Genomic DNA, 25,913 nt, shown 5'->3' with positions numbered 1-25,913 from the left:
GCGCCCCCCTCACAAGGCGCGACGCGCGGCGGCGATGCTCCGCGGATCCCACCCCGGGCGGGGTACGGACTCCAGGAGCAGGCGCGTATAAGGGTGTTGGGGGTCGGCGAGCACCTGCCCAGTCGCGCCCGACTCGACGATCCGGCCGCTCCGCATGACGACCACGTCATCGGTCACGCAGCGCACGACACCGAGGTCATGGGTGATGAACAGGTAGCCGATGCCGGTCTGTTCGCGGATGTCGAAGAGCAGGTTCAGGATCTGCGCCTGCACCGAGACGTCCAGGGCGGCCACCGCTTCGTCGAGGACGAGGACGGCCGGTTCGACCGCCAGCGCGCGGGCGATCGCCACGCGCTGGCGCTGACCTCCCGACAGCTGCCGGGGCAGCGCATCCGCCTCGCGGGAGCCGAGGCCGACCTGGTCGAGCAGTTCGGTGATCCGGCGCTCGTGATCGGCGCCGGGGAAGTGCAGGGCGAGGGTCTCCCGCAGGGCCGCGCCCACCGTGGTGCGCGGATCCAGGGACAAGAAGGGGTCCTGGAAGACCATCTGGACCTCGCGGGCCCGCGCGAGCCGGCGCGCCTTGCCGCGCGCGTGGTCGCCGCGGTCGCGGCCCTGGATCAACACCCGCCCCTCGTCCGCGCGTTCCAGACCCACCACGATGCGGGCCGTGGTCGTCTTGCCCGAACCGGACTCGCCGACGATGCCCAGCGAGCCGCCCTCGGCCAGCCGGAACGACACGGCGTCCACGGCCCGGACGCTCCCGTAGGTCCGGTGCAGGCCCAGGACCTCCAGGACGGTCTTCGTCGTGCCCGCCGTGGTGGCGGCGCTCGTGCCAGTAGCGGTCGTCATGGGTGGAGTTCCTTCCGCTGCGTCCCCGCCCGTTCCCGTTCCCGTTCGCGTTCCTGCTCGGCGATCAGCTCGCCGTGGTGGCAGGAGGCGAGCCTGCCGGGATCCCCGGCGACCGGGAGCAAGGCCGGGGCCTCCCGGGTGCACACGTCGGTCGCGAGCACGCAGCGCGCGGCGAAGGGGCATCCGCTCAGCTCCTCGCGCAGGCTCGGCGGCCGGCCCTCGATCGCGGCGAGCCGCCCGCGGGGCGCGTCCAGGCGAGGGGTGGAGTTCAGCAGGGCCGCCGTGTACGGGTGGCGGGGACGGGCGAACAGCTCGGCGGCCGGGCCCGTTTCCACGATCCGGCCCGCGTACATCACGTACACCCGGTCGCTGATCGCGGCGGCGAGGCCGAGGTCGTGCGTGACGAACAGCAGCCCCGTTCCGAAGCGGTCGCGCAACTCGCCGAGGAGGCCGATCACCTCGGCCTGGGTGGTGACGTCCAGTGCCGTGGTGGGCTCGTCGGCGAGGATCAGGGCCGGATCGCCCATCAGCGCGGCCGCGATCACGACCCGCTGCAGCATGCCGCCGGACAGCTGTCCGGGGTACTTGCGCAGCGCCCCCGCCGTGAGGCCGACGGCCTCCAGCATGGCCACCGCCCGGTCCTCGGCGACCGCCCTGGTCGCCTTGGCGTTCAGCCGCAGGCTCTCCGTGAGGAAGTCCCCGACGCGGCGCATCGGATTCACCGCGGCCCGGGGGTCCTGGAAGATCATCGCCGCCGTGCTGGTGCGCAGCACCCGCAACCGGCCCGGCGACATGGTGAGCACGTCGTCCCCGGCCACCCTCACCTCGCCCTCGGTACGGGCCCCTTCGGGCAGCAGCCGCAGCACGCTGCGCGAGGTCAGGCTCTTGCCCGAGCCGGACTCGCCGACCAGGGCCACGGTCTCCCGGGGGCCGACGCTGAGCCCGACGCCGTCCAGGACGGGCCGGACGGCCCCCGGCAGGTGCAGCCTCAGGCCCTCGATCTCGAGGGTGTTCCATGCCGGCAGCGGTGTCGTCGGTGCTTTCATCGGGCCCTCCCGGCTACCTTGTCGGCCCAGGCTTCGCCGACGACGTTGAAGGCGACCACGGTCAGCACGATGGCCGCGCACGGCACGATCGCGGAGAGCGGATAGCCGGCCTGGACGGCTGCGTTGCCGTCGAAGACCATGCGGCCCCAGTCGGGGGTCAGCGCCGGTACGCCCAGTCCGAGGAAGGCGAGGCTCGCCAGGTCCATCAGGGCGTAGCCGAAGTTGATCGCGGACTGCGCGAGGACGACGGGCATGACGGCGGGGACCACGTGGCGCAGGCAGATCTGCGCCCCCGAGTGCCCTTGCACCCGGTACGCCTCCACGTACGGGCGGGAGCGCTCGGCGAGGACGAGGGAGCGGGTCAGCCTGCTGACGTAGGGCAGGTAGGCGATGGCCAGGGCGACGACGGGGGCGAGCAGGCCCTCGCCGTAGACCGAGACGATCAGGATGGCCAGCAGCATGCCGGGGAAGGCGAAGACCAACTCGGTGCTGCGGGAGAGCACCGAGTCCAGCCAGCCGCCCCGCCAGGCGGCGGCCGTGCCGATCACCACGCCGGCCGCGGTGGAGAAGGCGACCACGCCGAGCGGGCCGAGGAGCGAGGTACGGGCTCCCAGGACCAGCCGGGAGAAGGTGTCGCGCCCGGAGGCGTCGACGCCGAGGAGGTGATCGCCGGAGGGGCCCGCGAGGGCGTTGGCCAGGTCGACGGAGTTGGGATCGTAGGGCGCGATCCAGGGGGCGAGCACCGCGACGAGGACGACGACGGCGACGAAGCCCGTACAGAACAGGGAGAGGGGGGCGCGGGAGGTCCGGAGCCGGGCGAGACCCGGCCGGCGCACCAGGACGGAGCTCACGAGGCCTTCTTCGCGGGGCCGAGGGTGACCCGGGGATCGACCAGCGGATGGAGCAGGTCGACGACGAGGTTCACCGTCATGAACAGCGCGACCATGATGAGGGAGATGGCCTGCACGGTGGGGAAGTCCTTGGTGGTGGTGGAGAGTTCGAGGAGCTGGCCGATGCCGCCCACGCTGAAGGCGGACTCCACCAGGACGGTGCAGACCAGCAGGGTGGAGACGATGAGCCCGCCGGTGGTGAGCACGGTGCCCAGTGCGTTGCGGAAGACGTGCCGTCGGATGACCTGGCTCGCGGACACGCCGCGGCTCCGGGCGACCGTGACGTGCTCCTGGCCGAGGACTTCGAGCATCGCGGCCCGGGTGACCCGGGCGAGCATGCCGATCAGGTAGAGCGCCAGGGCGACGGCGGGCAGGGTCAGGTGCCACAGCATCTGCCCGAAACCGTCGCCGGCCCCGCCGGTGGGGAACCAGCCCAGCTTCACTGCGAACAGGCCCTGCAGCAGCACCGCCGCGACGAACGACGGGGTGCCGATGGCCACGGTGGTCGTCACCAGGATCGCGGAGTCGGCGGCCCCGCCGCGGACGGCGCCGATCCAGCCCAGGAGCAGCCCGAACACGAGGACCAGTACGAGCGCCATCGAGATCAGCATCAAGGTGTTGGGCAGCCTGTCCGCGAGCAACCGCGACACGTCCGTGCGGTACGTGATCGAGCGGCCGAAGTCGCCCTGCACCACCTGGCCGAGCCAGTTCAAGTACCGCACGGCGAAGGGGTCGTCCAGGTGGTAGTGCTCGTTGATCGCCTGCAGTGCCTCCGGGGAGGCCGAGCGGCCGCCCAGGAGGAAGCTCGCCGGATTGCCCGGAGCCAGGTACAGCGCGCCGAAGATCACGAAGGAGGCGCCGAGCAGGGTGGCGGCCATTTCGGCCAGCCGCCGTACGGCGAAGCGCAGGAAACTCATCGCGCGGCCGCCCCGACGCCGGCGGCCCACGGGGAATAGAGGTAGGAGATGGTGGTGGGGGCGCCGGTGATGCGCTTGTTCAGGAAGACCGCGGTCGGCCATTCGGCGACCGGGATCCACAGGACCTGGTCGGAGGCCTTCTTCTGGAGTTCGGCGGCCGCCGAGAAGCGCTTGGCCGGGTCGTACTCGGAGCGGGCCTTGTCGGTCAGCGCGTCGTAGGACTCGTCGCTGTAGCCGGCGTAGTTCTGGTAGGCCCCGGTCTGGAAGTTGCTCAGCATGTCCATCGGGTCGGTGATGGAGTCGTAGTACGTCTCCGGGAACATGTCGATGCCTTCGCGCGCGGCGGGATCGGTGAACAGCGAGGTGAAGGCGTTGGGGGCGATGGTCTTCAGCTCGATCTTCAGACCGATCCTGGTACCGGCGTCCTGGACCGCGGTGGCCAGCACCGAGACGTCCTGGCCGATCGAACTGGTGGCCATGGTCAGCGTCTTGCCGGTGGCGCCGGCCTCCTCGATCATCCGCTTGGCCGCCTCGACGTTCTGGTCGGGGGAGGGCAGGTTGTCGAAGGCGGACGCGCGGACGGCTTCGGGGGCGCCGGCCCAGATCGCCTTGCTGGTGAGCGAGCTGGTGACGGTCCCGGCGCCGCCCAGGCCGGCCTTGACGAAGCCGCGGCGGTCCAGGGCCAGGGACAGGGCCCGGCGGACGCGGACGTCACCGAGCGCGCCCTTCATGCTCGTGACGTTGACGTTGACGGTGCTGAGGCCCTCGCCGAAGTAGAGGGCGCCGGCGCCGCTCGCGCGCAGCCGGTCGTAGCTCTCGGTGGGGATCAGGTAGCCGCCGTCGGCCTCGCCGCTCAGCAGGGCGTTCGTCCGGGCGTTGGGGTCGGTGAGGAAGGTGAAGACGGCCTTCGCGGACTTGGCCTTGGTGCCCCAGTAGCCGTCGAAGCGCTGGAGCTCGATCGACTGGCCCTTGTTCCACGTGCCGAGCTTGAAGGGGCCGGTGCAGTCCAGGCTGCCGGTGGTGCCGTAGTCCTCGCCCGCCTTCTCCACCCCGGCCTTGGAGGCCACGACGCCGGCGGCGGTCGCCATGTACTGGGGGAACTGCGAGTCGGGCTGCTTCAGCTTGACGGTCACCTGGAGCGGGCCGGTCTTGGTGACGGCCTCGACGTTGGAGAAGTTGCTGTTCCAGGCGGCCCCGTTCTCCGGGTCCATCTGGCGGCCCAGGCTGTAGACCACGTCGTCGGCGCTCATCGTGCCGCCGTCGTGGAAGCGCACGCCCGGGCGCAGGTCGTAGACCCACGTCAGGTCGTCGGGGTTGGTGGCCTTCTCGGCCAGCCCCGGAGCCATCGTGAGCTGCGGGGTCCACCGCATCAGGCTCTCGCAGACGTTCGACAGGATCGTGTTCGCCGGGTAGTCGAAGGCCGAGATGTAGTCCAGCGTCGGCGGTTCCGCGTACACGGCCCAGGTGAAGGAGTCGAGCTCGCCCGCGGCGGCGGGGGTGCCGGCGGACAGCTTGAAGGCCGTGTCCTTCGCGCCGTCGCCCTTGGGCGGGCCGGAACAGGCGGTGACCAGGCCGAGGGCGGTCAGCGCGGCGACGGGCAGCGCGTACCGGCGGGCGGCGGAGCGACGGGCGGTGGAGGCGCCACCGGTGGCGGCGGGGGCGGCGTTGCCGACGGAGGAGTGGCCGGTGGCGTTGCCGACGGACCTGGCGGCTCTGGACCAGGGAAGGGATCTGGGCATCGGTGCTCTCTCTTCCATGCGGGGCGGGGAGGTACGGGCAGGCGGCGAGCGGGGCGAGGAGGGAGGCTCGGGGCTCGGGTGCGGGCCGCCGGCCCGGGCACGGCGAAGGGGGCGAGCCGGTCAGGCGGTGCGGCCGGCCGCGGGGATCTGCTGGGTGATGCAGTGCACGCCGCCACCGCCGTACGCGATCACGCGCGAGCGGACTCCGACGACCTTGCGGCCGGGCAGCGCGGAGGCGATGACGGCGAGCGCGCCCTCGTCCGCGTCGGTGCCGGCGACCGGGACGACGACCCCGCCGTTGGCGATGTAGAAGTTCAGGTAACCGACCTCGGTCTCCCTGCCGTCGACCTCGACGAAGGAGCTCTGCGGCAGGTCGATGATCGTGAAGGGGCGGCCGGCGGCGTCGGTGGACCCCTCCAGGACGGCGCGGTTGACGCGCATGCGCTCGTAGTCGGGGTGCTCGGGGTCGCTCGGGAGCGTGACGACGACGGTGGCGGGGGCGACGAAGGCGCAGACGCCGTCCACGTGCCCGTCGGTCTCGGTGTCCAGCAGACCGCCGTACGGCAGCCAGATCACCTTGGTGACACCGAGGCGGGCGATCAACTCGGCCTCGATCTGCTCCTTGGTCATGTCCGGGTTGCGGTTCGGGTGCAGCAGGCACTGCTCGGTGGTGATCAGCGTGCCCTCGCCGTCGACCGTGATCGCGCCGCCTTCGAGGATCATTCCGGAGTCGACGCGGTCCACGCCCAGGTGCGCCAGCAGGGCCGCGGAGATCTTGTCGTCGGTGTCGTAAGGGAAGTGCTTGCCGCCCCAGGCGTTGAAGCGGAAGTCCACGCCCGCCCGCCGGCCGTCCTCTCCGAGCACGAAGATCGGCCCGGAATCCCGGAACCAGGAGTCGTCGATCGGGAGCTCGATCACCTCGACGCCCTCGCCGCACAGCGCGCGGGCCTCGTCGCCGCTGCCGGGCAGCGCGACCATGGTGACCGGCTCGAAGGTGGCGATCGCGGTGGCGACCTGGGCGTACTCGGCCTTGACCTCGTCGAAGACGTCGCCCCACAGCTCCTGCCGGGTCGGCCACGCCATCAGACAGCCCTCGTGGTCCGTCCACTCGGCAGGCATGCGGAAGTTCGTCATGATCCACTCCTGTTTGAAAATTCAGTCAGTGTTGGTAAGGGGTGCCCGCATCCTCTACCGAACTGAAAATTCAGTCAATGGTTCTGGCCAAGCTGGTGCGTAATCGGTCACACCGCGTATCGCGCGGGGTGTGCAGAGGGCCTGGGGGGCCTCTGAATCGGCATGATCACGGCGGTAACGCCGGAAACGGGTGCCTGATGTTACGGTCAGGAAAAGCCCCAGGTGACGGAGTCGACGGGTAGAGTGACCCTTCGTGTCAGACCGTCGAACGGAAATACTCAGAGCCGCCACGCGAGTGATCGCGCGACGCGGCGTGCGCGGGCTCAGGGTGGGGGAGCTCGCCGCCGAAGCAGGCGTGTCCACCTCGCTGATCTACTACCACTTCACCGACCGCGCCGGGATCCTGCGCCGCACGCTGGAGTTCATCAGCGACCGCGCCGAGCGCTACACCGCCGAACGCGAGGACGGCCCGGACGGACCGGAGAGCCCCCGCGACGAGCTCAAGCGGACCCTGCTCCTCGAACTCCAGGAAACCCCCGAGGTGCGGGAGAACAGCACCGCCTGGGGTGAGCTGAGGGCCAGCGCCGTATTCGATCCCGACCTGCGCGAGGACGTGGCCAAGGCCACGCACAGCTGGGTCCACGAGATCTCCTACCTCCTCGCCCAGGCCCGCCCCACCGGGACGGCCCCCGAGCACGCGGCCGCCGCCGAGCGCCTCACGGCCCTCCTCGAAGGACTCAGCGTCCGCTGGCTGAGCGGCTCGCTGCCCCTGGAGCACGCCCGCCGGCTCCTCGCCGACGCGATCGACGGGGAACTGGCCGTATAGGCGTCCGGGCTGTCTTGGTCGTACGAGCCGCCTCGGGTGCCCTGGCCGTCCGGGCCGCCGATCATGGACCGGTGGCCGTCTAGGCTGCCGGTCATGAATCGGGAGACGGGCGGCGCGGCCGCCGGAGCGGTGATCGTCGACGCCCTGGAGCTGCTGTCCGACCCGGCACGGGCGGCCCGGTTCGCAGGGGCGGCCCACCGGATCCTGGCCGAGCTGGTCGCCGGGGGCGCCGCGCTGGGCTGGGTCGAACCGCCCGGGCCGGACGAGGTGGCGCAGCTCCTCGACGGCGTCGTGGCCGCCGTACGGACCGGGGACGCGGCCCTGCGCGGGGCCTACCTCGGGGACCGGCTCGTCGGGCTCGGGTACTGGCAGCGCTACGCCCGCCCCACCCACCGGCCGCACGCGGACCTGGAGAAGCTCGCCGTCGCCGCCGGGGCCCACGGACTCGGGCTCGGCCGGGCGCTGACCGCCGCGCTCGTCGAAGACGCCCGCGGGGCCGGGATCGAGGTCCTCACGCTGGATGCGCGGGGCGACAACACCCGGGCCCTGCGGCTCTACGCCTCCCTGGGCTTCACCGAGTACGGGCGGCTGCCCCGCTTCGTCGCCGTCGGCGAACGCCGCTACGACAAGGTGTTCTGCATGCTGGACTTCCGCCCGCCGCGAGGTAGAAGGGAGTTTGACGACAGGCCCTAGAGGAAGTAGAGCCTGCCGAGGGAGATGGAGTCGGCCGGCTCGGAGACCAGCGGCTCCCCGTCGAGCGACACCAGGCCCGTGCCGGGATGGACGTCGACGCTGCCGGTACGGCTGTTGCGGAGCATGTGCTTCGGCCCGATGCCCCGGGTCCCGCGGACCGCCACGCGGCGGCGCCGGGTGGGCATCATGTCCCCGTTCTGGACGGCCGCTTCCGCGACGAACGCCACGGATATGTCGGCCGCGGTGGCTCCGTACGCGCCGAACTGCGGTCCGAGGACGAGCGGTTCGCACCGATCGGTCGACGCGTTGGGGTCGCCGGTGACCCCGTATGCCGGGAAGCCGCCCTTCAGGACCAGTTGGGGCTTGGCACCGAAGTACTCCGGCCACCACATCACCAGGTCCGCGAGCTTGCCGACCTCGATGGAGCCGACCTCGTGCGCGAGGCCGTGGGCGATCGCCGGGTTGATGGTCAACTTCGCCATGTAGCGCAGCACGCGCTCGTTGTCGTCGCCGCTCTCCGCCGTGCCGTAGGAGCCCTCGCCGTCCAGCGGGCCGAGCTCGGCCTTCATCTTCCCGGCCATGGCGAAGGTGCGGCGTACGGTCTCGCCCGCGCGGCCCATGCCCTGGGCGTCGGAAGAGGTGATGCCGATGACTCCGAGGTCGTGCAGGAGGTCCTCGGCCCCCATCGTCCCGGCGCGGATCCGGTCGCGGGCCATGGCGGCGTCGCCGGGCAGGTCGACCTTCAGGTCGTGCGCCGAGACGATCATGCCGAAGTGCTCGCCCAGGGCATCGCGGCCGAAGGGCAGGGTCGGGTTCGTCGAGGAGCCGATGACGTTTTCGACGCCCGCCATCTTCAGGACGTTGGGGACGTGGCCGCCGCCGCAGCCCTCGATGTGGAAGGCGTGGATGGTCCGGCCGTCCAGCACCCGCAGGGTGTCCTCGACGGACAGGCACTCGTTCAACCCGTCCGTGTGCAGCGCGACTTGGACGTCGTGCTCCTCGGCCACGCGCAGGGCGGTGTCCAGGGCGCGGGTGTGCGCGCCCATGTCCTCGTGGACCTTGAACCCGGAGGCCCCGCCCTCGGCCAGCGCCTCGATCAGCGGAGCCGGGTCCGAGGAGGAACCCCGGGCCAGGAAGCCGATGTTGACGGGCCAGGCGTCGAAGGCGTTGAAGGCGTGCTTCAGTGCCCACGGAGAGTTGACGCCGACCGCCCATGCGGGGCCGAACTCCTGCCCGATGATCGTGGTGACCCCGGACGCCAGGGAAGCCTCCATGATGCGCGGGGAGAGCAGGTGCACATGGGTGTCGATGGCGCCGGCCGTGACGATCATGCCCTCGCCGGAGACGATGGTCGTCCCCGTGCCGACCACGACGTCGACTCCGTCGAGGGTGTCGGGGTTGCCGGCCCGGCCTATGGCGTGGATGCGGCCTTCGCGGATGCCGATGCTGGTCTTGCGGATGCCGAGGACGGCATCGATGACCAGGGCGTTGCTGATGACGATGTCGCAGGTGTCGCGGACGGCGGCGGCCTTCAGGTGCAGCCCGTCGCGGGCCGTCTTGCCGAAACCGGCCAGGAACTCGTCCCCGGGCTTCTGGGAGTCGGACTCCACCCGGACGATGAGCCCGGAGTCGCCGAGCCGGATCCGGTCGCCCGCCCGGGGGCCGTGGACGGCCATGTAGTCGTGCGGGTCGATGCTGTCCGCCGGGGCTGCGCCCGGGCGGCCGTGACAGCCCGCGGAGTCGAAGACGCTGCCGCTCATGCCTGCTCCTGTCCTTGAGCCTTTTCCTTGTACGAAATTGCGCTGCCCTCGTACGAGGTGAGGTATCCGGTGGCCCGGGCCTTGGCCAGGGCGCCCTCGCGCGCGCCGGGCGCGTCCAGGGGGCCGTCGACGAGACCGGCGAAACCGATGGCCACGCGCGCCCCGCCGATGGGCAGCAGCTCCACCATGACGGTGGCTCCGACGTCGAAGCGGACCGAGGAGCCCGCCGGTACGGCGAGCCGGGTTCCGTAGGCGGCGGCGCGGTCGAAGGCGAGGCGCGGGTTCGACTCGAAGAAGTGGAAGTGCGAGGTGACGCTGATGGGCACGCTCGAGGTGTTCCGCACGGCCAGCCGCACCGTCGGCGCGGTGGGGCCGTAGCCCGCACCGTCCCCGGGCAGGCCGGCGCCCGGGGCGTCGGCCCCGAGCGAACCCTCTTGCCGGAAGGGGTCGTTGATGACGCAGAGCCTCGTGCCGTCGTCGAAGACGGCCTCGACCTGGATCGAGGTGACCACGTCGGGGACCCCGGGCAGCACCTCGTCGCCGCGGAGCACGCGGCGGCCGGCCTCGATGGCCTCGGCCAGCCTGCGGCCGTCCCGCGCCGCCTCGCACACCGTGTCGGTGATCAGGGCGGTGGCCTCGGGGACGTTGAGCTTCACGCCGCGCGCGCGTCGGGCGCGGGCCAGTTCCGCCGCCGTGAAGATCAGCAGCCGGTCCCGCTCGGTCGGTGTCAGTCGCATACGGCCTCATCTGTGAAGGGGAGGGCGGGCGCCGTGGTTCCTGCCGGTACCGGCTCTACGGCGGCTCTACGGCGGCTCTACGGGCGCGGTTCGGCCATCGTGGAGCAGTGGATGCCGCCGCCCCCGGCCATCAGCCGGTCGACGTCGAGCTGCACCACGGTCCGGCCGGGGAAGGCGGCCGCCAGGGCCCGCTTGGCCGGCGCGTCCTTCGCGGAGTCCCCGAACTGGGCGGTGATGACAGCCCCGTTGGCCACGTGGAAGTTCATGTACGAGTCGACGAACTCGGGGTTCTTCGAGCGCGTGGTGTCGGGACCGTCGACCTTGATGACGGCCGGCACCCAGATCATCTTGTCGGCGCCGTACGCGTGCAGAACGGCGTCCTCGACCTCCGCCCGGCTCCAGCCCCGGTTGCGGTTCTTGTTGACGAGGCTGCTCTCCGTGGCCATCACGGTCCCGTCGCCGTCGGTCTCGATCGCCCCGCCTTCGTCGACGAAGTCCGTCTTGCTGAAGGGGAGATGGGACTCGTAGGCGATGCTCTCCGCGACGTGGGCGTCGTAGGAGTGGGCCTGCTTGTTTCCCCAGCCGTTGAAGTTCAGGCCGATCGCGTCGAGCCCGCCGCGGCCGTCCCGGCGGAAGACGGGTGCGATGTCGCGCATCCAGAGGTCGTCGGTGCCGATGGCGGTGGTCACGGTCACGCCCGGGCCGCACCAGGAGCGGGCGGTGGCGGCCGTGGAGGAGTCCGGTGCGCACATCACGACGGGCTCGTAGCGCGCGATCGTCTTCGCGATCAACGCGATGTCCTCCTGGACCCCGGTCAGCGCGCGGCCGCCCCAGATGGAGGAGCGCGAGGGCCAGGACATCCAGGTGCGGGCGTGGGGAACGTCGTCGAGGTCCACCCGCCAGCGCTGCACCGCCGCGCTCGGCGCCCGGAGCGCCCCCGGTGCCGCGGCGGCCGCGGTACCGAGGGCGACCCCCGCCGCTCCGAGTCCGGCGGCCCCGAGGACGCGCCTGCGGGTGGGGGTGGAGCCGAAGAACCGGCCGAGGAGGGAGCGGCTGTCGTCGGGGGAGTCGTGCATGGGTGAGCCTCCGGAGCAGGTGGGGGTACCGAGAGCGGCCCTGGCCAGACTCTGCCACTGACTGAAAATTCAGTCAAGGCGCGGGACGTGCGTGATCCCTGCCGATGGAGGGAGCGTCTTACGAAGCCTGCGGCTCAGGCGGTGCGGGAGAGGCGGTCCAGCTCGGCGGCGATGGACGACACCATCAGCTCGCGGGCGTGCGCGAGGGGCAGGCTGCCGCTGAGCCAGCGCGAGCTCAGCCCCTCCACCAGGGCGGTCAGCCGCTCGGCGGCACTCGAGAGGGCGGCGGCCGGCGCCATGGGGTGGACCTGCCCGAGCAGCTCGCCCACTTCCTGGATCCACACGCGGGTCGCGCCGGCGAGGTCTTCCCGCAGGTCGGGGTCGAACACCGCGCTGGCGCGCAGCTCTCCCCAGGCCGTGCTGTTCTCCCGTACCGCGGGGTCGTCCTGGAACTCCAGCAGGAGCGTCTGCTTCAACTCGCCCAGGGCGTCGAGCGGCGGATCGGCGGGGTCCCGCTCCGTGGTGTACCGGCCGGCGCGGTCGTTGATGAACTCCAGGGTGGCGCGGAGGATCCCCGCGCGGTCCTTGAAGTGGTAGTAGATCAAGGCCGTGGACACGCCCGCCTCGGCGGCGAGCTCTTCCACGCGCAGGCCGCGGACGCCGCGCCGGGCGATGACCCGCGCGGCGCCTTCCATGATTGCCGTTCGACGATCAGCCACGGTTCGACACCTTACCGGGAGGGTGGAGGGTTGGACGGATCGGGATTGACTGAAAGTCTGGTCAGTGATCGTAGTCGGCCAGTGCGTCCAGGCGGTGGACGAGGTCGGAGGTGTAGGTGGTGTCCATCTCGAATTCCAAGGTGGGGATGCCCTCCAAGGGGGAGACGTCGACCGCACCGCCCATGGACGGTCCTACGGTGAGCCGACAGAAGCGGAGTTGAGGGAAGGTGTGCGGCAGCCGGTCGATCACCTGCTGTGCGCTGTGTGCGTCACTGCCGTGCCAAAGGTGGAGGGCGGAGACTCGGGGCAGGACCGCGTCGGCGGGGAGGGTCTTGAAGGCGGACGAGTCCAAGCCGAGTGTGTCGAGAGCGGACAGCCGGGATATTTCCTGCCAGTCCGCGGCCGACGTCGAGCTGGAGGCGAAGCCAAGGGTCGCCAGCCCGGTATGGCGGGCGAGCCCCGTGAGGCCCTCCGTGGAGGTGGCCGTTCCCATCACGAGAAGGCGCTGAAGACGTGCGCGAGGATGAAGGGCGTTCGGAGACCAGAGCATGTCGGTGGATCCGTCGATGTGGAGGGTCGTGAGGTCCGGCAGCCGCTCCAACACGCTCAGGTCCATGGCCGTTGAGCTGTGGAGCTCCAGCGTCCGGATGGGGAGCCCGCCGAGTGCGGAGAGGTCGACGAGCGCCGGGCAGTCGACAACCCTGAGCGAGGAGAGCCTCGTCTGGCCGGCCAGGAAGCCCAGATTTATCGCCGGGTGGTACATGAGCGCGAGCTTCGTCGGCATGTGCCGGGCGAGGAACGAGGCGAGGGCGGACTCTGACACCAAGCCCCTGACATCCAGGGAGTCCACGTGCATTCCCAGTCGATCCAGATGGTGCAACTGCTCATCGGAGGAGACGGTGTAGTCCAAACCCTCCGGGTTTAGCAGCGCGATGATCTCGTCCGCGTACCGGCCGGCGTCGAAGCGCGTCCACGACCACACGAGCTGGCTGCGGACCGCGAGTGGGGAGTCCCATTCGGCGGCGTACCTGGCCAGGAACGGCAGTGTGGCGTCGGACGCGACCCGGGAGGCTGCGACGACCGTGTAGTAACCGCCCAATGAGTCGACGGCGTCCGGACCGGGGAGGAGGTCCAGGACGAGGGGGCCCACTGTTCCCAGGGCGCGGGCGTCGTTCTCGTTGCCCGGCGGGATCAGCCTGGCCGCGCGATCCTCCACCGCTCCGCGGACGGCCGGCTCCAGCGTGGTGGCGTGCTCCAAGCAGGCAGCCGCCAGGAGGTAGACGCGGAAGCGGACGCGTAGGTCCTCGGTGCCGTCGCCGAGGCTCAGGATGTCCTCGAAGAGGGCCACCCGCTCGCGAGGCCGGGCCAGGGCGACCGCCATGCGGATGACGTCCTCCCACTGGTCGTCCGCGGCGTGCGCGGCGAGCATGCCGAAGTCGCCCTCCTCCACCGCCGCCCGTGCACCCAGGAAGTCCTGGAAGGTGCGGTGGATGAAGTCGACCGTTCCCGGGGCCGGTTCGCGGAGCAGGCCGCTGCGCTGGAGGAAGTGCTCGAAGACGGTCGGGGCGTCACCCAGGGCGGCCGCCTCCGGGACCGCCGGGAGGGCGCGGTCGATGATGAACTCGGCCTGGGAGCGGTCCATCTCCGTACGGCCGTTCTTGATCAGCCAGTACGCGAGCCGTTGGAGCAGTTCGAGCTGCGGCTCTTCCCGGAGGTCGGGGACCTTCATGTCCCGCTCGCGGTCACGGCGGCTGATCAGCATGGACAGTGCGGCTTCGTACAAGTCCTTGCGGCCGTGCGGGAGGTAGCCCCGCCGGTCGCGGTGGAGTGCGCAGATCAGGCCGCACATCAGGGGGTTGGTGGCCAGCCTGCCGAGGTCGGCCTTCGTTCGGACGGCGGTGAGGAGCTGCGCCTCGTACGTGTCGAGTTCGGCTGCGGACTCGGACCCGCCGCGGGCGGCCGCGTGCCAGCGCTTGATGAAAGTGGCGGTGTCGGCAGGTCCCATGGAGGACAGCGCCAGTTCGCCGAAGCCTTCTTCGGTGAGCCAGTCCTGGCCGACGGCCGACGGGCGCGAGGTGACCAGCCAGCGGTTGTTCTTGTCGTCGTACGTGTCGATGAGGTCCCGCAGCCAGCGGCGGGTCCGCTCCCGCTCTGCTTCCGGGACCTCGTCGATGCCGTCCACGAGGACCAGCCCCCGCCCGGAGGCGAGTACCCGATGCTCCCATCCGGCAGGCTGGGAACCGGCGAGGGGGCAGTCGATCGCGGCGAGGAAGTCCTTGGGGGCCGGCAGCCGTTCGCCGTGGCGGGTGAGGGTGCGGAGCGGGAGTACGAAGGGGATCCGGTTGTGGAGGTATGCGGGCCGGTCCGGGCGGTCCTGCTGCGCGGCGGTGACGGCCAGCCACTGGACGAGGGTGGTCTTCCCGGAACCGGCCTCGCCCCGGAGGAGGACGCGGGGGGTGCGGGCCAGTGCCTGATCCGCGGGTTGGGGTTCCAGGGTCCGCTGTACCGCGAGGAAATCGTCCGCGGTCTCGTAGGCGTCCCAGGAGATCTCCGTGCGCCCCAGCGGCGCCGCCTCCAGGCTGAGGTACGCCACGTCCAGCGGCCAGCGCGTCGGTGAGTTGCTCAGGTCGATGCCGTAGATGGTGAGCTTGGAGTGCTTCTTCGCCACGTACGGCAGGTACGTCGCCTCGAACGCGGCGTCCGTTGCGTCGGGGAGCGGGGTGCGGCGGATCAACTCGTCCGTCTTCGACGTCAGTTCGTGGACCGCCCGGGTCTGGCTGACCAGCGCATGGGCCGTGAAGGTCCTGCGCTGGGTGAAGAACTCCAGGATGTGCAGGGAGGCGACGCCGAGCAGGGCCTCGTAGAAGTGCGTGGCGTCGGCGGAGAGATGGCGCTCCGGGCGGTCGGCCGCGCGGCGCAGTTCGCGGGCGAAGGCCTGCGGGCCGAGGCGGACGGCGTCGACGTCCGTGATCGTGAGGTCGCCCAGGGCGTGGAGGGTCGCGGCGAGGGCGTCGGTGACGGCGTCCTCCTCGTCCGCCGGGATCCGGCGTTCGCCCGTGCTCAGGGCCTGCTGGACGAGGGTGGCGGCCAGGGTGCGTACGTCGGACTCGGTGAGGGTGCGCTTCTCGCCCTTGAACGAGACGTACCCGGAGAGCCGGACCGGCTTGTCGACCAGCCCCGCCCCTGGGGCGTCGGCGACGAAGAACTTCCTGACGAGCGGGCCGATCACGGCCGTCGCCAACTTGAGCCCGATGGCTGTGGGTTCCACGTGTGCCCCCCCGTAGAGCTGTGCCGGTGCCGCCCGACGCGATTCTAGAGTGCGCCGTGCTCGGGCCGCTGGTGGAGCGGGCTACGGCATCATGGCTCCGGGATCGGGTGAGGGGGATCGCGGTGGCACAGGACGAGGTGCGCGGCAGTGTCGTGGTGGCCGGGCGGTACCGCCTGGAAGACCGGCTGGGCCGGGGCGGGATGGGTACCGTGTGGCGGGCCACCGACGAACTGCTCGGGCGTCCGGTCGCCGTCAAGGAACTGCACGTGGGCGAGGGCGACGGGGACGGTGTGGCCGCGGGGGCGCTGCGCGAGGCGCGGGCCGTGGCGCACGTGCGCCACCCCCATGTCGTCGTGGTCCACGACGTCGTCGAACACGACGGGCGCCCCTGCATCGTGATGGAACTCGTCGACGGCGGGTCGCTCGCGGACCTGATCTCCGCCGGGAAGACCCTCACCCCGGTCGAGACGGCCAGGACCGCACTCGCCCTGCTCGGCGCACTGACCGCGGCGCACGGCCGCGGAGTCCTCCACCGGGACGTGAAGCCGGCCAACGTCCTCATGGAGTCGGGGACCGGCCGGGTGGTGCTCACCGACTTCGGCATCGCCCGGTTCTCCGGGGCCACCACCATCAGCGAGACGGGTGCCTTCGTCGGCTCGCCCGAGTACACCGCTCCCGAGCGGATGCAGGGAGCCGAGGCCGGGCCGGCCGCCGACCTGTGGTCGCTCGGCACCCTCATGTGCACCGCGCTGACCGGGGAATCTCCCTTCCGCCGCGATTCGCTGGGCGGCGTCCTGCACGCCGTCGTCTCCGCGGAGATCCGGCCGCCCGCCCAGGCCGGGCCGCTCCTGCCGGTCATCCGGGGCCTGCTGGAACGCGACCCGGTGCGGAGGATGGCGGCGGCCGAGGCGGACCGGCTGTTGTCGGCGTACCTCGCCGGCGGCAGCCCGGTCGGCCCGGCCGGGCGGATGACCGTAGCCGCGGACCGTGTTTCCGTACCCGCCGATCACGTGCCGGTACCCGCCGACCGTGTCCCCGTACCCGGCGGCGGTAGGCCCGCATCCGTGCCCGCAGACGGCTCCGCCCCCGCAGACGGACCCACGCCGACGCCGGATCCCGAGGGGCTGACGGCCCCTGCCGTGACCCCGCGCCCGACGGCCAGGCAGCGGGTCGCCACCCGGCGGGGCCTCGGCCTCGGGGTGGTCGCAGCCGCCGTCGTCCTGGTGGCGGGCGGGGTGGTGGTGGGCGCCGACCCGCTGCGCTCGCTGTTCGGCGTGGTGGAGGAGGGGCAGGGGACGCGGAGCGCGCCGGCGGCTCCCGGCGGCTCCGCGAGCCCGCCCGCGACCCCGAGCGGGGGCGGTGCCACCCCGAGTCCGGTGGGTGTGACCCCGGCCGGGACGCCCTCCGGGTACCGGACCTTCGCCGACCCGCAGGGCTTCGCCATCGCCGTCCCCGAGGGGTACCAGCGGGCCACCGACGACCAGCGGGTCTTCTACGTCTCCCCGGACGGGGCCTTCCGCGTCGGGATCCGGGTGAAGATGCCGGTGCCCGGCGGCCCGCTCGGCGTGATGCGGCAGGCCCACGCCAAGGGCCCGGACACCAACCCCGGTTACCGCGGCGGCACGGTCGTCTCCACGACCCACCACGAACTTCCGGCGGCGCTGTGGGAGTTCACCTGGAACGGCTTCGACCCGGCCGAGGGTCCCCGGCACACTTACGACCTCTGCTGGGACCAGAACGGCCGGATGTACGACATCTGGGTCTCCGCCCCGGTGGACGAACTCGCCGCTGCCAAGCGGCACTTCGACACCGCCGTGGCCACCTTCGTCCCCGGCGCACCCGGCTCCGTCACCCCCTGATCCCGTCCCCCTGATCCCGCCCCCCCGGGCCCCTCCCCGGTCAGGTGCGCAGCACCACCAGCCCGTCCTGCCCGTCGGCCGTCCGCAGGCTGCCCGGGACCAGCGGGGCGAAGGTGCGCGGGAGCGCCAGGCCCGGGGCGCCGTCGCCCTGCGGGGCGTCGAAGAGGTACGCCGCCTCCGAGGCGCTGTCGCTGACCAGATGCGGCCCGTCCGCCCCGCCGGTGGCCCGCGTCAGCGGGGTCCGGAAGACCCTGCGCAGCTGGCGCAGGGTCTCCGCCGTGACCGGTACCGGCATCGGCTGCGGTTCCGCCCGGAGTTCCGGACCGTCGGCCCCGGTGGCCCCCGCCGTCTCCTCCACGCTTTCCGTGCCGTCAGCGCCGCCCGTGCCGTCCGGCGGGATCGCCCCCGCCAACAGCAGCGCCAGGAGCACCGGAACCGCCTTCAGCCGGAGCGCCTCGGTGGCCCGGCCCAGCCGGTGCGCGTGCCCGCCGGGCAGCGACAGGGCCAGGCTGCCCGCCGCGTCGCCGAGCGCCAGGGGGACCGCCGCGCACACCACGCCGGGGGCGTACTCGCGCAGGTCGAAGACGGGGGACCCCGGGGCCACCGCGTCGAGCGCGCTGAACAGGGCCCGGCTGTCGGTGATGGTCCGCTCGGTGAGCCGGGCGGGCCGGTGCCGGGCCACGTGGTCGGCGCGGCCGTCGTGGTCGAGCTGGCTCAGCAGGCACTTGCCCACCGCACTGGCGTGCGCGGCGTCCCGGAAGTCCACCCACTCCCGTACCGGCGGGGCGCCGGGCCCGTCCGCCATCTGCGTGATCCGGACCTCCCCCTCCGCGTACCGGCTCAGGTACACGGCCGCGCCCGCGCTGTCCCGCGCCAGGGCGAGCGTGCGCTGCAACTGGGCCGCCAGGCCCCGGCCGCCCGGGGCCGCGAGCCGGTCGAGGGCCGGCCCCGGGGCGTAGACCCCGACGCCGGAGCGGTACGCGTACCCCTCCACGCAGAGCATCGACAGCAGCTGCCCGAGCTCCGCCTCGGCCAGGCCGGCCTCCCGCCCGAGCCGCCCGACCCGTACGCCGAGCGGCCGCCGCTGCAGGACCCGTACGACGGCCAGGGCGCGCCGGGCGGCCGCCAGGGCCTCGCCCCCGCCGGGCTGGACCACGGTCCCGCGGGCCGCCGCCGTCAGCGCGGGGTGGCGCAGCGGGCCCGAGCCCAGTCGGCCCGCACCCGGCAGGGGCGGCCGCGGGGGAGCGGTCGGCGGCCGGAACGCGTCCAGCGCCCGGGACACCCCGGGCCTGGGCAGCGGCACCGGGCCCAGGTCGGGGTCGTCGAGCTGGTCGACGTAGCGCAGGACGGCCGCCTGCGCGCACAGCCGTACCTCGCGGAGCTCCCGGCGCCCGCTCGGCCGGAAGCGGCGCCGGCCCAGCTCCCGGGCCCAGACCCGGGCGTCGTGGTGCTCGCCGCGCCGGGAGTGGTCGAGGAAGAGGCAGTACGCGGCGTGCGTGGTCCGGCTGCGCCCGGACGCGGCGGCGAACTGCCACCAGAACCGGGCCCCTTCGCGCAGTCCGGCCAGGTGCAGCAGACAGCCGAAGACCACGGCTCCGGGCAGGTCGGCGTGGCCGCTGCTCTCGAAGGCGTCGAGCCGCTCCCGGGCCCCCGTGGCGCACACGGAGGCCAGACAGGCGGCCTTGAGGTCGCGTCCGGCCCGCTCGGAGTCCAGCGGCAGGTCGCGCAGGGGGTCGCTCCAGCCCGGCGTGCGGCGCCGGGCATGGGTTCCGCCGCGCCCGGGGGCCGGGGCGGGGAGCGGCTTCGACCCCGCGGCGGTGGAGTCGGCGCCGCGCAGCAGTCGGGCCTCCGCCGCGCCCAGGTCGTAGTGCGGATAGCGGTCGCGCACGCTCGCCCGGGCCAGGAACTGCTCCAGGGAACGAGGGAGTCCGCCGTCCTCGCGACGGGTTCCGCGGCTCGTGTTCCGGTTCATGACTCGGCCGAGGTGTCGAGCAGCCGGGCGAGCCGCCGCTGGGCCTGGCCGAGCTGCGAGCGGACCGTGGCCTCGTCCACACCCATGATCGCGGCGGCTTCGCCGGGGGTGCACTGGAGCCCGTACCGCAGCAGCACGGCGTCGCGCTGCCGTTCGGCGAGCCGGGAGACGGCGGAGTAGAAGCGGATGGTGTCGGTGAGCACCTCGTACTGGTCGGCTTCCGCGTGGGCCTCCTTGAGCGCCGCTTCGAAGGCACTGGTGTCCATCGGCTCCGGCCAGGGGCTGCGGCAGAACTGGCGGTCGATCAGCCGCTGTTTGAGGACGGTCCACGCGTAGGCGTCGAGCCGGTCCATGTGCAGCATCCGCAACCATTCGCACATGATCGAGTCGAAGGCGGCGTCGACCGCTTGCTCGGCCGCCGCGTCCGAGCCCAGTTGCAGGTACGCGAACCGCATGTAGGCCGGGCGCCGGTCGGCGTGGAAGGCCCAGTACGACAGGCGAGCCGTCGCATTCCACTGGCTCATGGGCGCCGGCCGCCGTCGCCGGCTCGGCAGACCCACGGCTCCGCCACCGGACTCCTCCGGAAGACCGCTGCCATCGCTCACCGCTCCACCCCATCCCGTGTGCGGGGCAAGGAAATCAGCGCGGGCGCACTCGGAGGGCGCAGAGACGAAAGCTGGAAGAATTACGTTCGGTGATGATCACGTGCTGATCGATGTCGATCGCCCGCGCGCCCAACCAGCGCAAACGCATATGCCGTTCTCCTGTGCGTCCGTTTCGTGCCCCGCCGGAGCGCACGGCGTGTGACCATCCCAAGATTCACTCGTTTGTCGGAGAGTGGGCACAACACAGCGATTCGGCTCCACCGCCGTGGAGCAGGCCGAGGCCGTCCTCGTCGAGCACTACCCCCAACTGGTACGGCTCGCCTACGTGACGCTCCCGGTCACGCTCGGCCGCCATACCCGGGTACTCCTCGCGCACAAAGCGGTCCAGCGGGCCCTCCCGCGCGGCGGGCTCGGGAGCGCACAGGCGGCCCCGGCCGGTCCCGACGGGCCGGGCGGCCCCCTGACCCAGGTGCGCGTACGGGTCCTGCGCGCGAGCCTCGCTCCGTCCGGCCGGGCCCGCCTCGCCGCGGCCGGGCTCGGATGGCCGCCGGTGCCGCCCTTCGTCTGGGGGCTGCGGCTGTGGCCCCCGGCGGGCGGGATCGACGAGCCGGCCCGGGTGCTGGGCGCGGCGCCGGGGCCGGTCCGGGCGGCGTTCGTCCTGCACGGCATGGACGGCCTGCCCGAGGAGGCGGTGGCCCGGCTCCTCGCTGCGGCGGGGGTCGCCGACCCGGCGGACGCCGTGCGGGAGGCGCTGGCCGCCTGGCGGGCGACGGGCGGTGGCGGCTTCCCCGGAGCTGCCGGGAATGCCGGTGGGGAAGCAGGCGGGAACACCGCTGGGGAAACGCTCCTGCGGGGGCCGGGCGGCGTCGAGTTCGACGCCGCCGTGGTCAGTGCCCGCCCCACCGACCTGCTGCGCCGACGGCGCCGTACCCGGGCCGGCTGGACCGCCGCGGTCGCGCTGGCCCTGGCCGCCGGGATCCTCGCGGCCGACGGGTCACCGCCAGGCCCCGAGGCGTCGCCGCTCGCCGGACCGGCCGCTGCCGGGGCGCTGGACCCGGCCCGGCTGGTCCGGGTGCCCGCCGAGGCCTGGGCGGACACCGCCCGCGTCGACTTCACCGCCTGGCCCGCGCGCGGCGCCCGCACCGCCGACCGGGGTCTGCTCGCCCGCGCCCTGGCGGCCTGGGCCGCCCGGCCCCGGGAGGTGGCGGTGACGGCCGCGCCGGGAACGGCCACCGATGCTCCGCTGCGCGCGCCGCAGCTGCTGTACGCGGGGGACGTCGCCGGGCGGGCGGTCGTGCTGCTGCTCGACGGGGACCGGGTGGTGCGCTACGGCGAATCAGCAGACGGCGCCGACACCGGCGGGCCGCGCGGCCGTGAGCTCGCCTTCGCCCGTACCGACGAGGCGAACGTGACCACCGCCGCCGCGCTGACCCTGAGCCGCTCCCCGGGGGACGGGAGTGGGAGTGGGAGCGGCAGCGGCATCGGCAGTGGCAGCGGGAACGACAGTGCGGACGGGGGCCGGGCCCGGTACCTGCTCGCGCCGTGGATCGCCCGGGCCGGCACCCGCGACCTGCTCCGGACGGGGGAGGGGGCCAAACCGCTGGCCGTCTCCGCCGACGGGGTCACCGAGGAGACCGCGGTTCCCCGTACAGGTGGCGCTGAAGGCGCTGACGGCACCGGCGGAGCCTGCGCCGCGTGGCCCGTGCTGGAGCTGACCTCCTCCGCCCGCATCGTGGAGAAGCACGCCTTCGTCCTCGCCGACCTGGGCGCGCTGACCCCCGTACACCTGACCTACACGCCGCTGCCCGACGGTCCGGGCGCGGTAGCGGCGCGCCAGCCGCGCGAGGCCACCGGCCCGGCCGCGCGGGCGGCGTGGGCGCCGGTCGCCTGCCGGCTGCGGGAGTACCGCACCGGCGGGGTACGGGCCGTCAACATCTGGGACTTCGCCGACTCCGAACTCCCCGACGGCGCGGGTCGGGCCGTCTGGACCTGCGCCCGCGCCTCCGGCTGGGCCGGCCCGGGTGACGTCCTGGTCCAGCTGCGCCTGCCCGCCGGAGCTCCGCAGGACGTGGCCCGGTCCCGCGGGACCGCCGCCTGCGGCCGGTTCGGACAGCACCTGCTCGCGGGCACCCGGTGGAGGTCGCCGGCCGGCCGCTGGTACCTGCTGGCGGCCGGCAGCCGCGAGGTCGCGGGCATCACCGCGGCCGGCGCGGTCCGCGCGGAGGCCGCCGGCCGGACCCTGACCGTCCCCGTCGCCGGTCCGCAGGGCCCGGCGGCCACCCTGACCGCCAGACTCGCGAGCGGGGTCCGGATCAGCGCGATCGACGGCGGTCGGGGCGGGCGCGACTGACGGCCCACCGCCGGGCGGTCCTGTGCCCGAGCCGCTTGCCGGAGCACCGTCCGCGGCCGCCGCGGACGGTGTCCCACCGGGGGTGGACGGCGGTTCGGGGGCTGCCCTGCCCGCTGTACCATGGCCGCAGCGCGAGGGCCGTGACGGAGTGGTCACAGTCCTCGCTTTTGCTTTGCACCCCCAGTCCACCCCGAAGAAATGCGGCGCGTGGCGTTTCGGCGGTTCGATACGATGAACCGCACGTCACGTTGTACCGGCATATATGAAATGGAGCATCCGAGGATGGCTCGACACCTGATCACCAGCGCGCTTCCCTACATCAACGGGATCAAGCACCTGGGCAACATGGTCGGGTCGATGCTTCCGGCGGATGTGTACTCCCGGTACCTCCGCCAGCGCGGCCACGACGTCCTCTACATCTGCGCCACCGACGAGCACGGCACCCCCGCCGAGCTCGCCGCGAAGGCGGCCGGCCTCTCGGTCGCCGAGTTCTGCGCGCAGGCCCACGACGCCCAGAAGGCGGTCTACGACGGCTTCGAGCTGTCCTTCGACTACTTCGGCCGCAGCTCCTCGGAGCAGAACCGCGAGATCACCCAGCACTTCGCGCGCCAGCTCGAGAAGAACGGCTTCATCGAGGAGCGCGCGATCCGGCAGGTCTACTCGCCGGTCGACGGACGCTTCCTGCCGGACCGCTACGTCGAGGGCACCTGCCCGCACTGCGGCTACGACAAGGCCCGCGGCGACCAGTGCGAGAACTGCACCCGCGTCCTGGACCCCACGGACCTGATCGAGCCCCGCTCGGCCATCTCCGGCTCCACCGAGCTGGAGGTCCGCGAGACCAAGCACCTCTTCCTCCTCCAGTCCAAGCTGCAGGTAGAGGTCGAGGCCTGGGTCGCGGAGCACGAGGAGGAGTGGCCGCAGCTCGCGTCCTCCATCGCCCGCAAGTGGCTGACCGAGGGCCTGCACGACCGCGCCATCACGCGCGACCTCGACTGGGGCGTCCCGGTCCCGGCCGACACGTGGCCCGAGCTGGCCGCCGACGGCAAGGTGTTCTACGTCTGGTTCGACGCGCCGATCGAGTACATCGCCTCCACCAAGGAGTGGGCGGACGCCGACTCGGAGAACCGCGACTACAAGTCCTGGTGGTACGAGGCCGAGGACGTCCGCTACACCCAGTTCATGGCCAAGGACAACGTCCCGTTCCACACGGTGATGTTCCCCGCCACCGAGCTCGGCGTCCGCGAGCCGTGGAAGATGGTCGACTACGTCAAGGCCTTCAACTGGCTGACGTACTACGGCGGCAAGTTCTCCACCTCGCAGAAGCGCGGCGTCTTCACCGACCAGGCGCTGGAGATCCTCCCGGCCGACTTCTGGCGCTACTTCCTCATCGCCAACGCGCCCGAGTCCGACGACTCCTCCTTCACCTGGGAGCACTTCGCCGCCACGGTCAACAAGGACCTCGGCGGCACGCTCGGCAACTTCGTCAACCGCGTACTGACCTTCTCCCGCAAGAAGTTCGGCGACGACGTCCCCGCGGGCAGCGCCGCCGGCGCGGTCGAGGCGAAGCTGGGCGAGCAGATCGCCGAGCTGCTGGCCGAGTACGAGGGCCACATGGACGCGCTCCAGTACCGCAAGGCCGCGGCCGCGCTGCGCGCCCTGTGGTCGGCCGGAAACGCGTACCTCGACGAGAAGGCCCCCTGGACGGAGGTCAAGACCGACCTGGAGGGCGCGGCGCTCACCCTGCGCACGGCGATGAACCTCATCCACCTCTACTCGGTGGTCTCCGAGCCGTTCATCCCGGCCTCGGCGCGCGCCATGCGCTCCGCGTTCGACCTTGCCGACGACACGGCCACGTGGGTCACCCCGGAGCAGGCCGCGTCCCTCGACGCGGTGCCGGCGGGCACCCCGTTCACGGTCCCGGCGGTGCTCTTCCCGAGGGTCACCGAAGAGGACCTGGAGTCGTACCGCGAGCGCTTCGGGGGCAACCCCGAGGCCTGAGCCGGACCGGCCTTCAGGGCACCAAGGCGTCAGGGCATCAAGGCGTCAGGGCACCAAGGCGTCAAGGCACCAACCTACGCAGGGGCGCGACCCATCCCCCAGCCACCGCTGGGAGGTACCCCAGGGTCGCGCCCCTGCGCGCGTTCCTCACGGCCGTACGCCGCCGAACGCCCGCGGGTTGAAACGGGTCAGCGCGTGCTCCTCGCGCAGGGATTCCAGCCGCCGCAGCGCGTCCGCACCGTAGAACCCTTCCAGCAGCTCCGCGTCCAGCTCGTGGGAGCCGTACAGGTACGGGCGCCCCTCGGCCTCCGCGCAGGCCGCCAGCAGCTCGCGCAGCACCCGGCGGGTCTCGGCCACCGCGTGGGAGTCGGACTTCTCGATGGTGGTGAACACGCCGATCCCGTACTGGACCGGTGTGTCGAGCGACGGGGCGAAGATGAAGGGCGTCGCTGCTTCGGGGCGCTTGATGACCAGGAAGTACAGACTGATCAGGTTGTCCGCGAACGGGGACTCGCGGGTCAGTTCCTCCAGGGTCTTCGTGATCCCCTCGAAGCCCGCCTCGTCGAAGACGTAGTCGGCCCAGAGGTTCACGCGGGATTCGTCCTGGAGGACGGGCAGCAGGTGCTGGTCGACCTCCTGGTGCAGCAGCAGGGAGTAGTCGGGGGCGGGCAGCACGGTGCCCGGTTCGCCGGCCTCCGCGGCTTCCGCGGCCTCCGCCGCGAAGGCGATCTGCGAATACCAGGAGGCCCGGTCGTACATGCCGAAATAGCCGGAAAGCGCGGGATCACCGGCGACGGACTTCATGAATTCCGCGAGATCGGAGATTCCCGCGTGCGGAATGCGGGAGACGGGAGTCACCGCCCGGTACGGCACGGTGCGGAGCACCGCGGTCCTGATGAATCCGACCTGCCCCAGGCCGCCCAGGGCGAATCGGAACAGCTCGGAATTCTCCTGACGGGAGCACGTGCGTGAGCGTCCCGTTCCGTCGATGAGCTCGATCTCCTCCACCTGGTCGATCTGAAGTCCCGACCGCAGGGAACCGTGTCCGAAACCTCCGATGGACAGCGTCCCGCCCACCGTGAGATTCAGATAGCTGGGCAGGACGGGGTTGGCCCGCCCGTGCCCGTTCAACCATTTCTCCAGCGCCAGCCAGGTGATTCCGCTCGGGACTTCCACGAGGTGTCCCTCGCCCGTGAAACGGGGCTCTGCGTCGTCGCGGGAATTGTCCAGTACGGTCCCGGTCGCGAGCGTCTGGGTATTGCACGAGCGGCCGGCTCCCCGCACGGCCGTCTCCTTGCCGGACGCGGCCGCCGCGGCCATGAGGTCGCCGATCTCTCCGTCCGTGCCCTCCCGGACCACCCTTTCCGGGGTGATGGAGAGGGACCGCCCGAAATCGGTGCTGAATGTGCTCATCGTGTGCCACCTTTCCCGGAATCCATTCCGGGTTGCGCCGCATGGGTACCTGCCAATGGGGC

18 protein-coding genes and 1 pseudogene are annotated in these 25,913 nt (G+C 72.3%); 5 read left to right on the top strand and 14 right to left on the bottom strand.

Features of this window, described 5'->3' with window-relative positions:
• Nucleotides 1-9: 9 nt before the first annotated feature.
• The 6 genes from ACFVX6_RS01760 to ACFVX6_RS01735 form a co-directional block, all read right to left on the bottom strand.
• Nucleotides 10-849: an ABC transporter ATP-binding protein gene (locus tag ACFVX6_RS01760; protein ID WP_389686876.1), complete on the bottom strand. Its 840-nt coding sequence runs from the start codon at nt 847-849 to the stop codon at nt 10-12.
• The gene (locus ACFVX6_RS01755) at nt 846-1,895 is read right to left on the bottom strand and encodes an ABC transporter ATP-binding protein (protein ID WP_389686874.1); all 1,050 of its coding nucleotides are present in this window, start codon (nt 1,893-1,895) and stop codon (nt 846-848) included. Before ACFVX6_RS01755 ends, ACFVX6_RS01760 begins: the two co-directional genes overlap by 4 nt.
• Entirely contained in the window at nt 1,892-2,746 is an 855-nt protein-coding gene (locus ACFVX6_RS01750; protein WP_389686872.1) for an ABC transporter permease, read from the bottom strand. The genes ACFVX6_RS01755 and ACFVX6_RS01750 overlap by 4 nt, the downstream gene beginning before the upstream one ends.
• Nucleotides 2,743-3,702, bottom strand: coding sequence for an ABC transporter permease (locus ACFVX6_RS01745; protein WP_389686870.1), 960 nt, complete (start codon nt 3,700-3,702; stop codon nt 2,743-2,745). The genes ACFVX6_RS01750 and ACFVX6_RS01745 overlap by 4 nt, the downstream gene beginning before the upstream one ends.
• Nucleotides 3,699-5,441 carry an ABC transporter substrate-binding protein gene (locus ACFVX6_RS01740; RefSeq protein WP_389686868.1) on the bottom strand — a complete coding sequence of 581 codons (1,743 nt, stop codon included), beginning with the start codon at nt 5,439-5,441 and terminating at the stop codon, nt 3,699-3,701. Before ACFVX6_RS01740 ends, ACFVX6_RS01745 begins: the two co-directional genes overlap by 4 nt.
• A 120-nt stretch (nt 5,442-5,561) precedes the next feature.
• Nucleotides 5,562-6,575, bottom strand: a complete 1,014-nt coding sequence (locus ACFVX6_RS01735) for an agmatine/peptidylarginine deiminase (protein ID WP_389686866.1) — start codon at nt 6,573-6,575, stop codon at nt 5,562-5,564.
• 253 nt (nt 6,576-6,828) lie between these two features.
• Between ACFVX6_RS01735 and ACFVX6_RS01730 the strand changes: the two genes are divergently transcribed.
• On the top strand, nt 6,829-7,401 hold the full coding sequence (locus tag ACFVX6_RS01730) for a TetR/AcrR family transcriptional regulator (RefSeq protein WP_389686864.1): 573 nt from the start codon (nt 6,829-6,831) through the stop codon (nt 7,399-7,401).
• Nucleotides 7,402-7,494: 93 nt separating this feature from the next.
• Nucleotides 7,495-8,094 carry a GNAT family N-acetyltransferase gene (locus ACFVX6_RS01725; RefSeq protein ID WP_389686862.1) on the top strand — a complete coding sequence of 200 codons (600 nt, stop codon included), beginning with the start codon at nt 7,495-7,497 and terminating at the stop codon, nt 8,092-8,094.
• Here ACFVX6_RS01725 and ACFVX6_RS01720 read toward each other — a convergent pair.
• The 5 genes from ACFVX6_RS01720 to ACFVX6_RS01700 form a co-directional block, all read right to left on the bottom strand.
• Complete coding sequence (locus ACFVX6_RS01720) at nt 8,091-9,770, bottom strand: urease subunit alpha (RefSeq protein ID WP_389686923.1); 1,680 nt, start codon at nt 9,768-9,770, stop codon at nt 8,091-8,093. The two genes, ACFVX6_RS01725 and ACFVX6_RS01720, sit on opposite strands and share 4 nt — an antisense overlap.
• An 80-nt stretch (nt 9,771-9,850) precedes the next feature.
• Nucleotides 9,851-10,591, bottom strand: a complete 741-nt coding sequence (locus ACFVX6_RS01715; RefSeq protein ID WP_389686860.1) for an urease subunit gamma — start codon at nt 10,589-10,591, stop codon at nt 9,851-9,853.
• Nucleotides 10,592-10,668: 77 nt separating this feature from the next.
• Nucleotides 10,669-11,667: an agmatine/peptidylarginine deiminase gene (locus ACFVX6_RS01710; RefSeq protein WP_389686858.1), complete on the bottom strand. Its 999-nt coding sequence runs from the start codon at nt 11,665-11,667 to the stop codon at nt 10,669-10,671.
• A 134-nt stretch (nt 11,668-11,801) separates the two neighbouring features.
• Nucleotides 11,802-12,386: a TetR/AcrR family transcriptional regulator gene (locus ACFVX6_RS01705; protein WP_389686856.1), complete on the bottom strand. Its 585-nt coding sequence runs from the start codon at nt 12,384-12,386 to the stop codon at nt 11,802-11,804.
• A gap of 61 nt (nt 12,387-12,447) precedes the next feature.
• Nucleotides 12,448-15,654, bottom strand: a complete 3,207-nt coding sequence (locus ACFVX6_RS01700; RefSeq protein ID WP_389686854.1) for an NACHT domain-containing protein — start codon at nt 15,652-15,654, stop codon at nt 12,448-12,450.
• Nucleotides 15,655-15,854: 200 nt separating this feature from the next.
• On the opposite strand from ACFVX6_RS01700, the gene ACFVX6_RS01695 reads away from it, so the two are divergent.
• Complete coding sequence (locus ACFVX6_RS01695) at nt 15,855-17,513, top strand: protein kinase (RefSeq protein ID WP_389686921.1); 1,659 nt, start codon at nt 15,855-15,857, stop codon at nt 17,511-17,513.
• 409 nt (nt 17,514-17,922) lie between these two features.
• Here ACFVX6_RS01695 and ACFVX6_RS01690 read toward each other — a convergent pair.
• Both ACFVX6_RS01690 and ACFVX6_RS01685 read right to left on the bottom strand, forming a co-directional pair.
• A pseudogene (locus ACFVX6_RS01690) lies at nt 17,923-18,669 on the bottom strand (IclR family transcriptional regulator C-terminal domain-containing protein); the annotation flags it as partial.
• A gap of 812 nt (nt 18,670-19,481) precedes the next feature.
• Nucleotides 19,482-20,009, bottom strand: coding sequence for an RNA polymerase sigma factor (locus tag ACFVX6_RS01685; RefSeq protein WP_389686852.1), 528 nt, complete (start codon nt 20,007-20,009; stop codon nt 19,482-19,484).
• Between the two features lie 313 nt (nt 20,010-20,322).
• Between ACFVX6_RS01685 and ACFVX6_RS01680 the strand changes: the two genes are divergently transcribed.
• Nucleotides 20,323-22,440, top strand: coding sequence for a hypothetical protein (locus ACFVX6_RS01680; protein ID WP_389686850.1), 2,118 nt, complete (start codon nt 20,323-20,325; stop codon nt 22,438-22,440).
• 282 nt (nt 22,441-22,722) lie between these two features.
• On the top strand, nt 22,723-24,438 hold the full coding sequence (gene metG, locus ACFVX6_RS01675) for a methionine--tRNA ligase (protein WP_389686848.1): 1,716 nt from the start codon (nt 22,723-22,725) through the stop codon (nt 24,436-24,438).
• A 147-nt stretch (nt 24,439-24,585) separates the two neighbouring features.
• Here the strand turns inward: metG and ACFVX6_RS01670 are convergent, their stop codons facing one another.
• The gene (locus tag ACFVX6_RS01670) at nt 24,586-25,851 is read right to left on the bottom strand and encodes an FAD-binding protein (protein WP_389686846.1); all 1,266 of its coding nucleotides are present in this window, start codon (nt 25,849-25,851) and stop codon (nt 24,586-24,588) included.
• Between the last annotated feature and the right edge of the window lie 62 nt (nt 25,852-25,913).

Source organism: Streptomyces sp. NPDC058289 (assembly GCF_042880975.1).
Taxonomy (GTDB): domain Bacteria; phylum Actinomycetota; class Actinomycetes; order Streptomycetales; family Streptomycetaceae; genus Streptomyces; species Streptomyces stoeckheimensis.
Note: the sequence above shows the minus strand (reverse complement) of the source record. Positions and strands in the feature narration are given on the sequence as shown.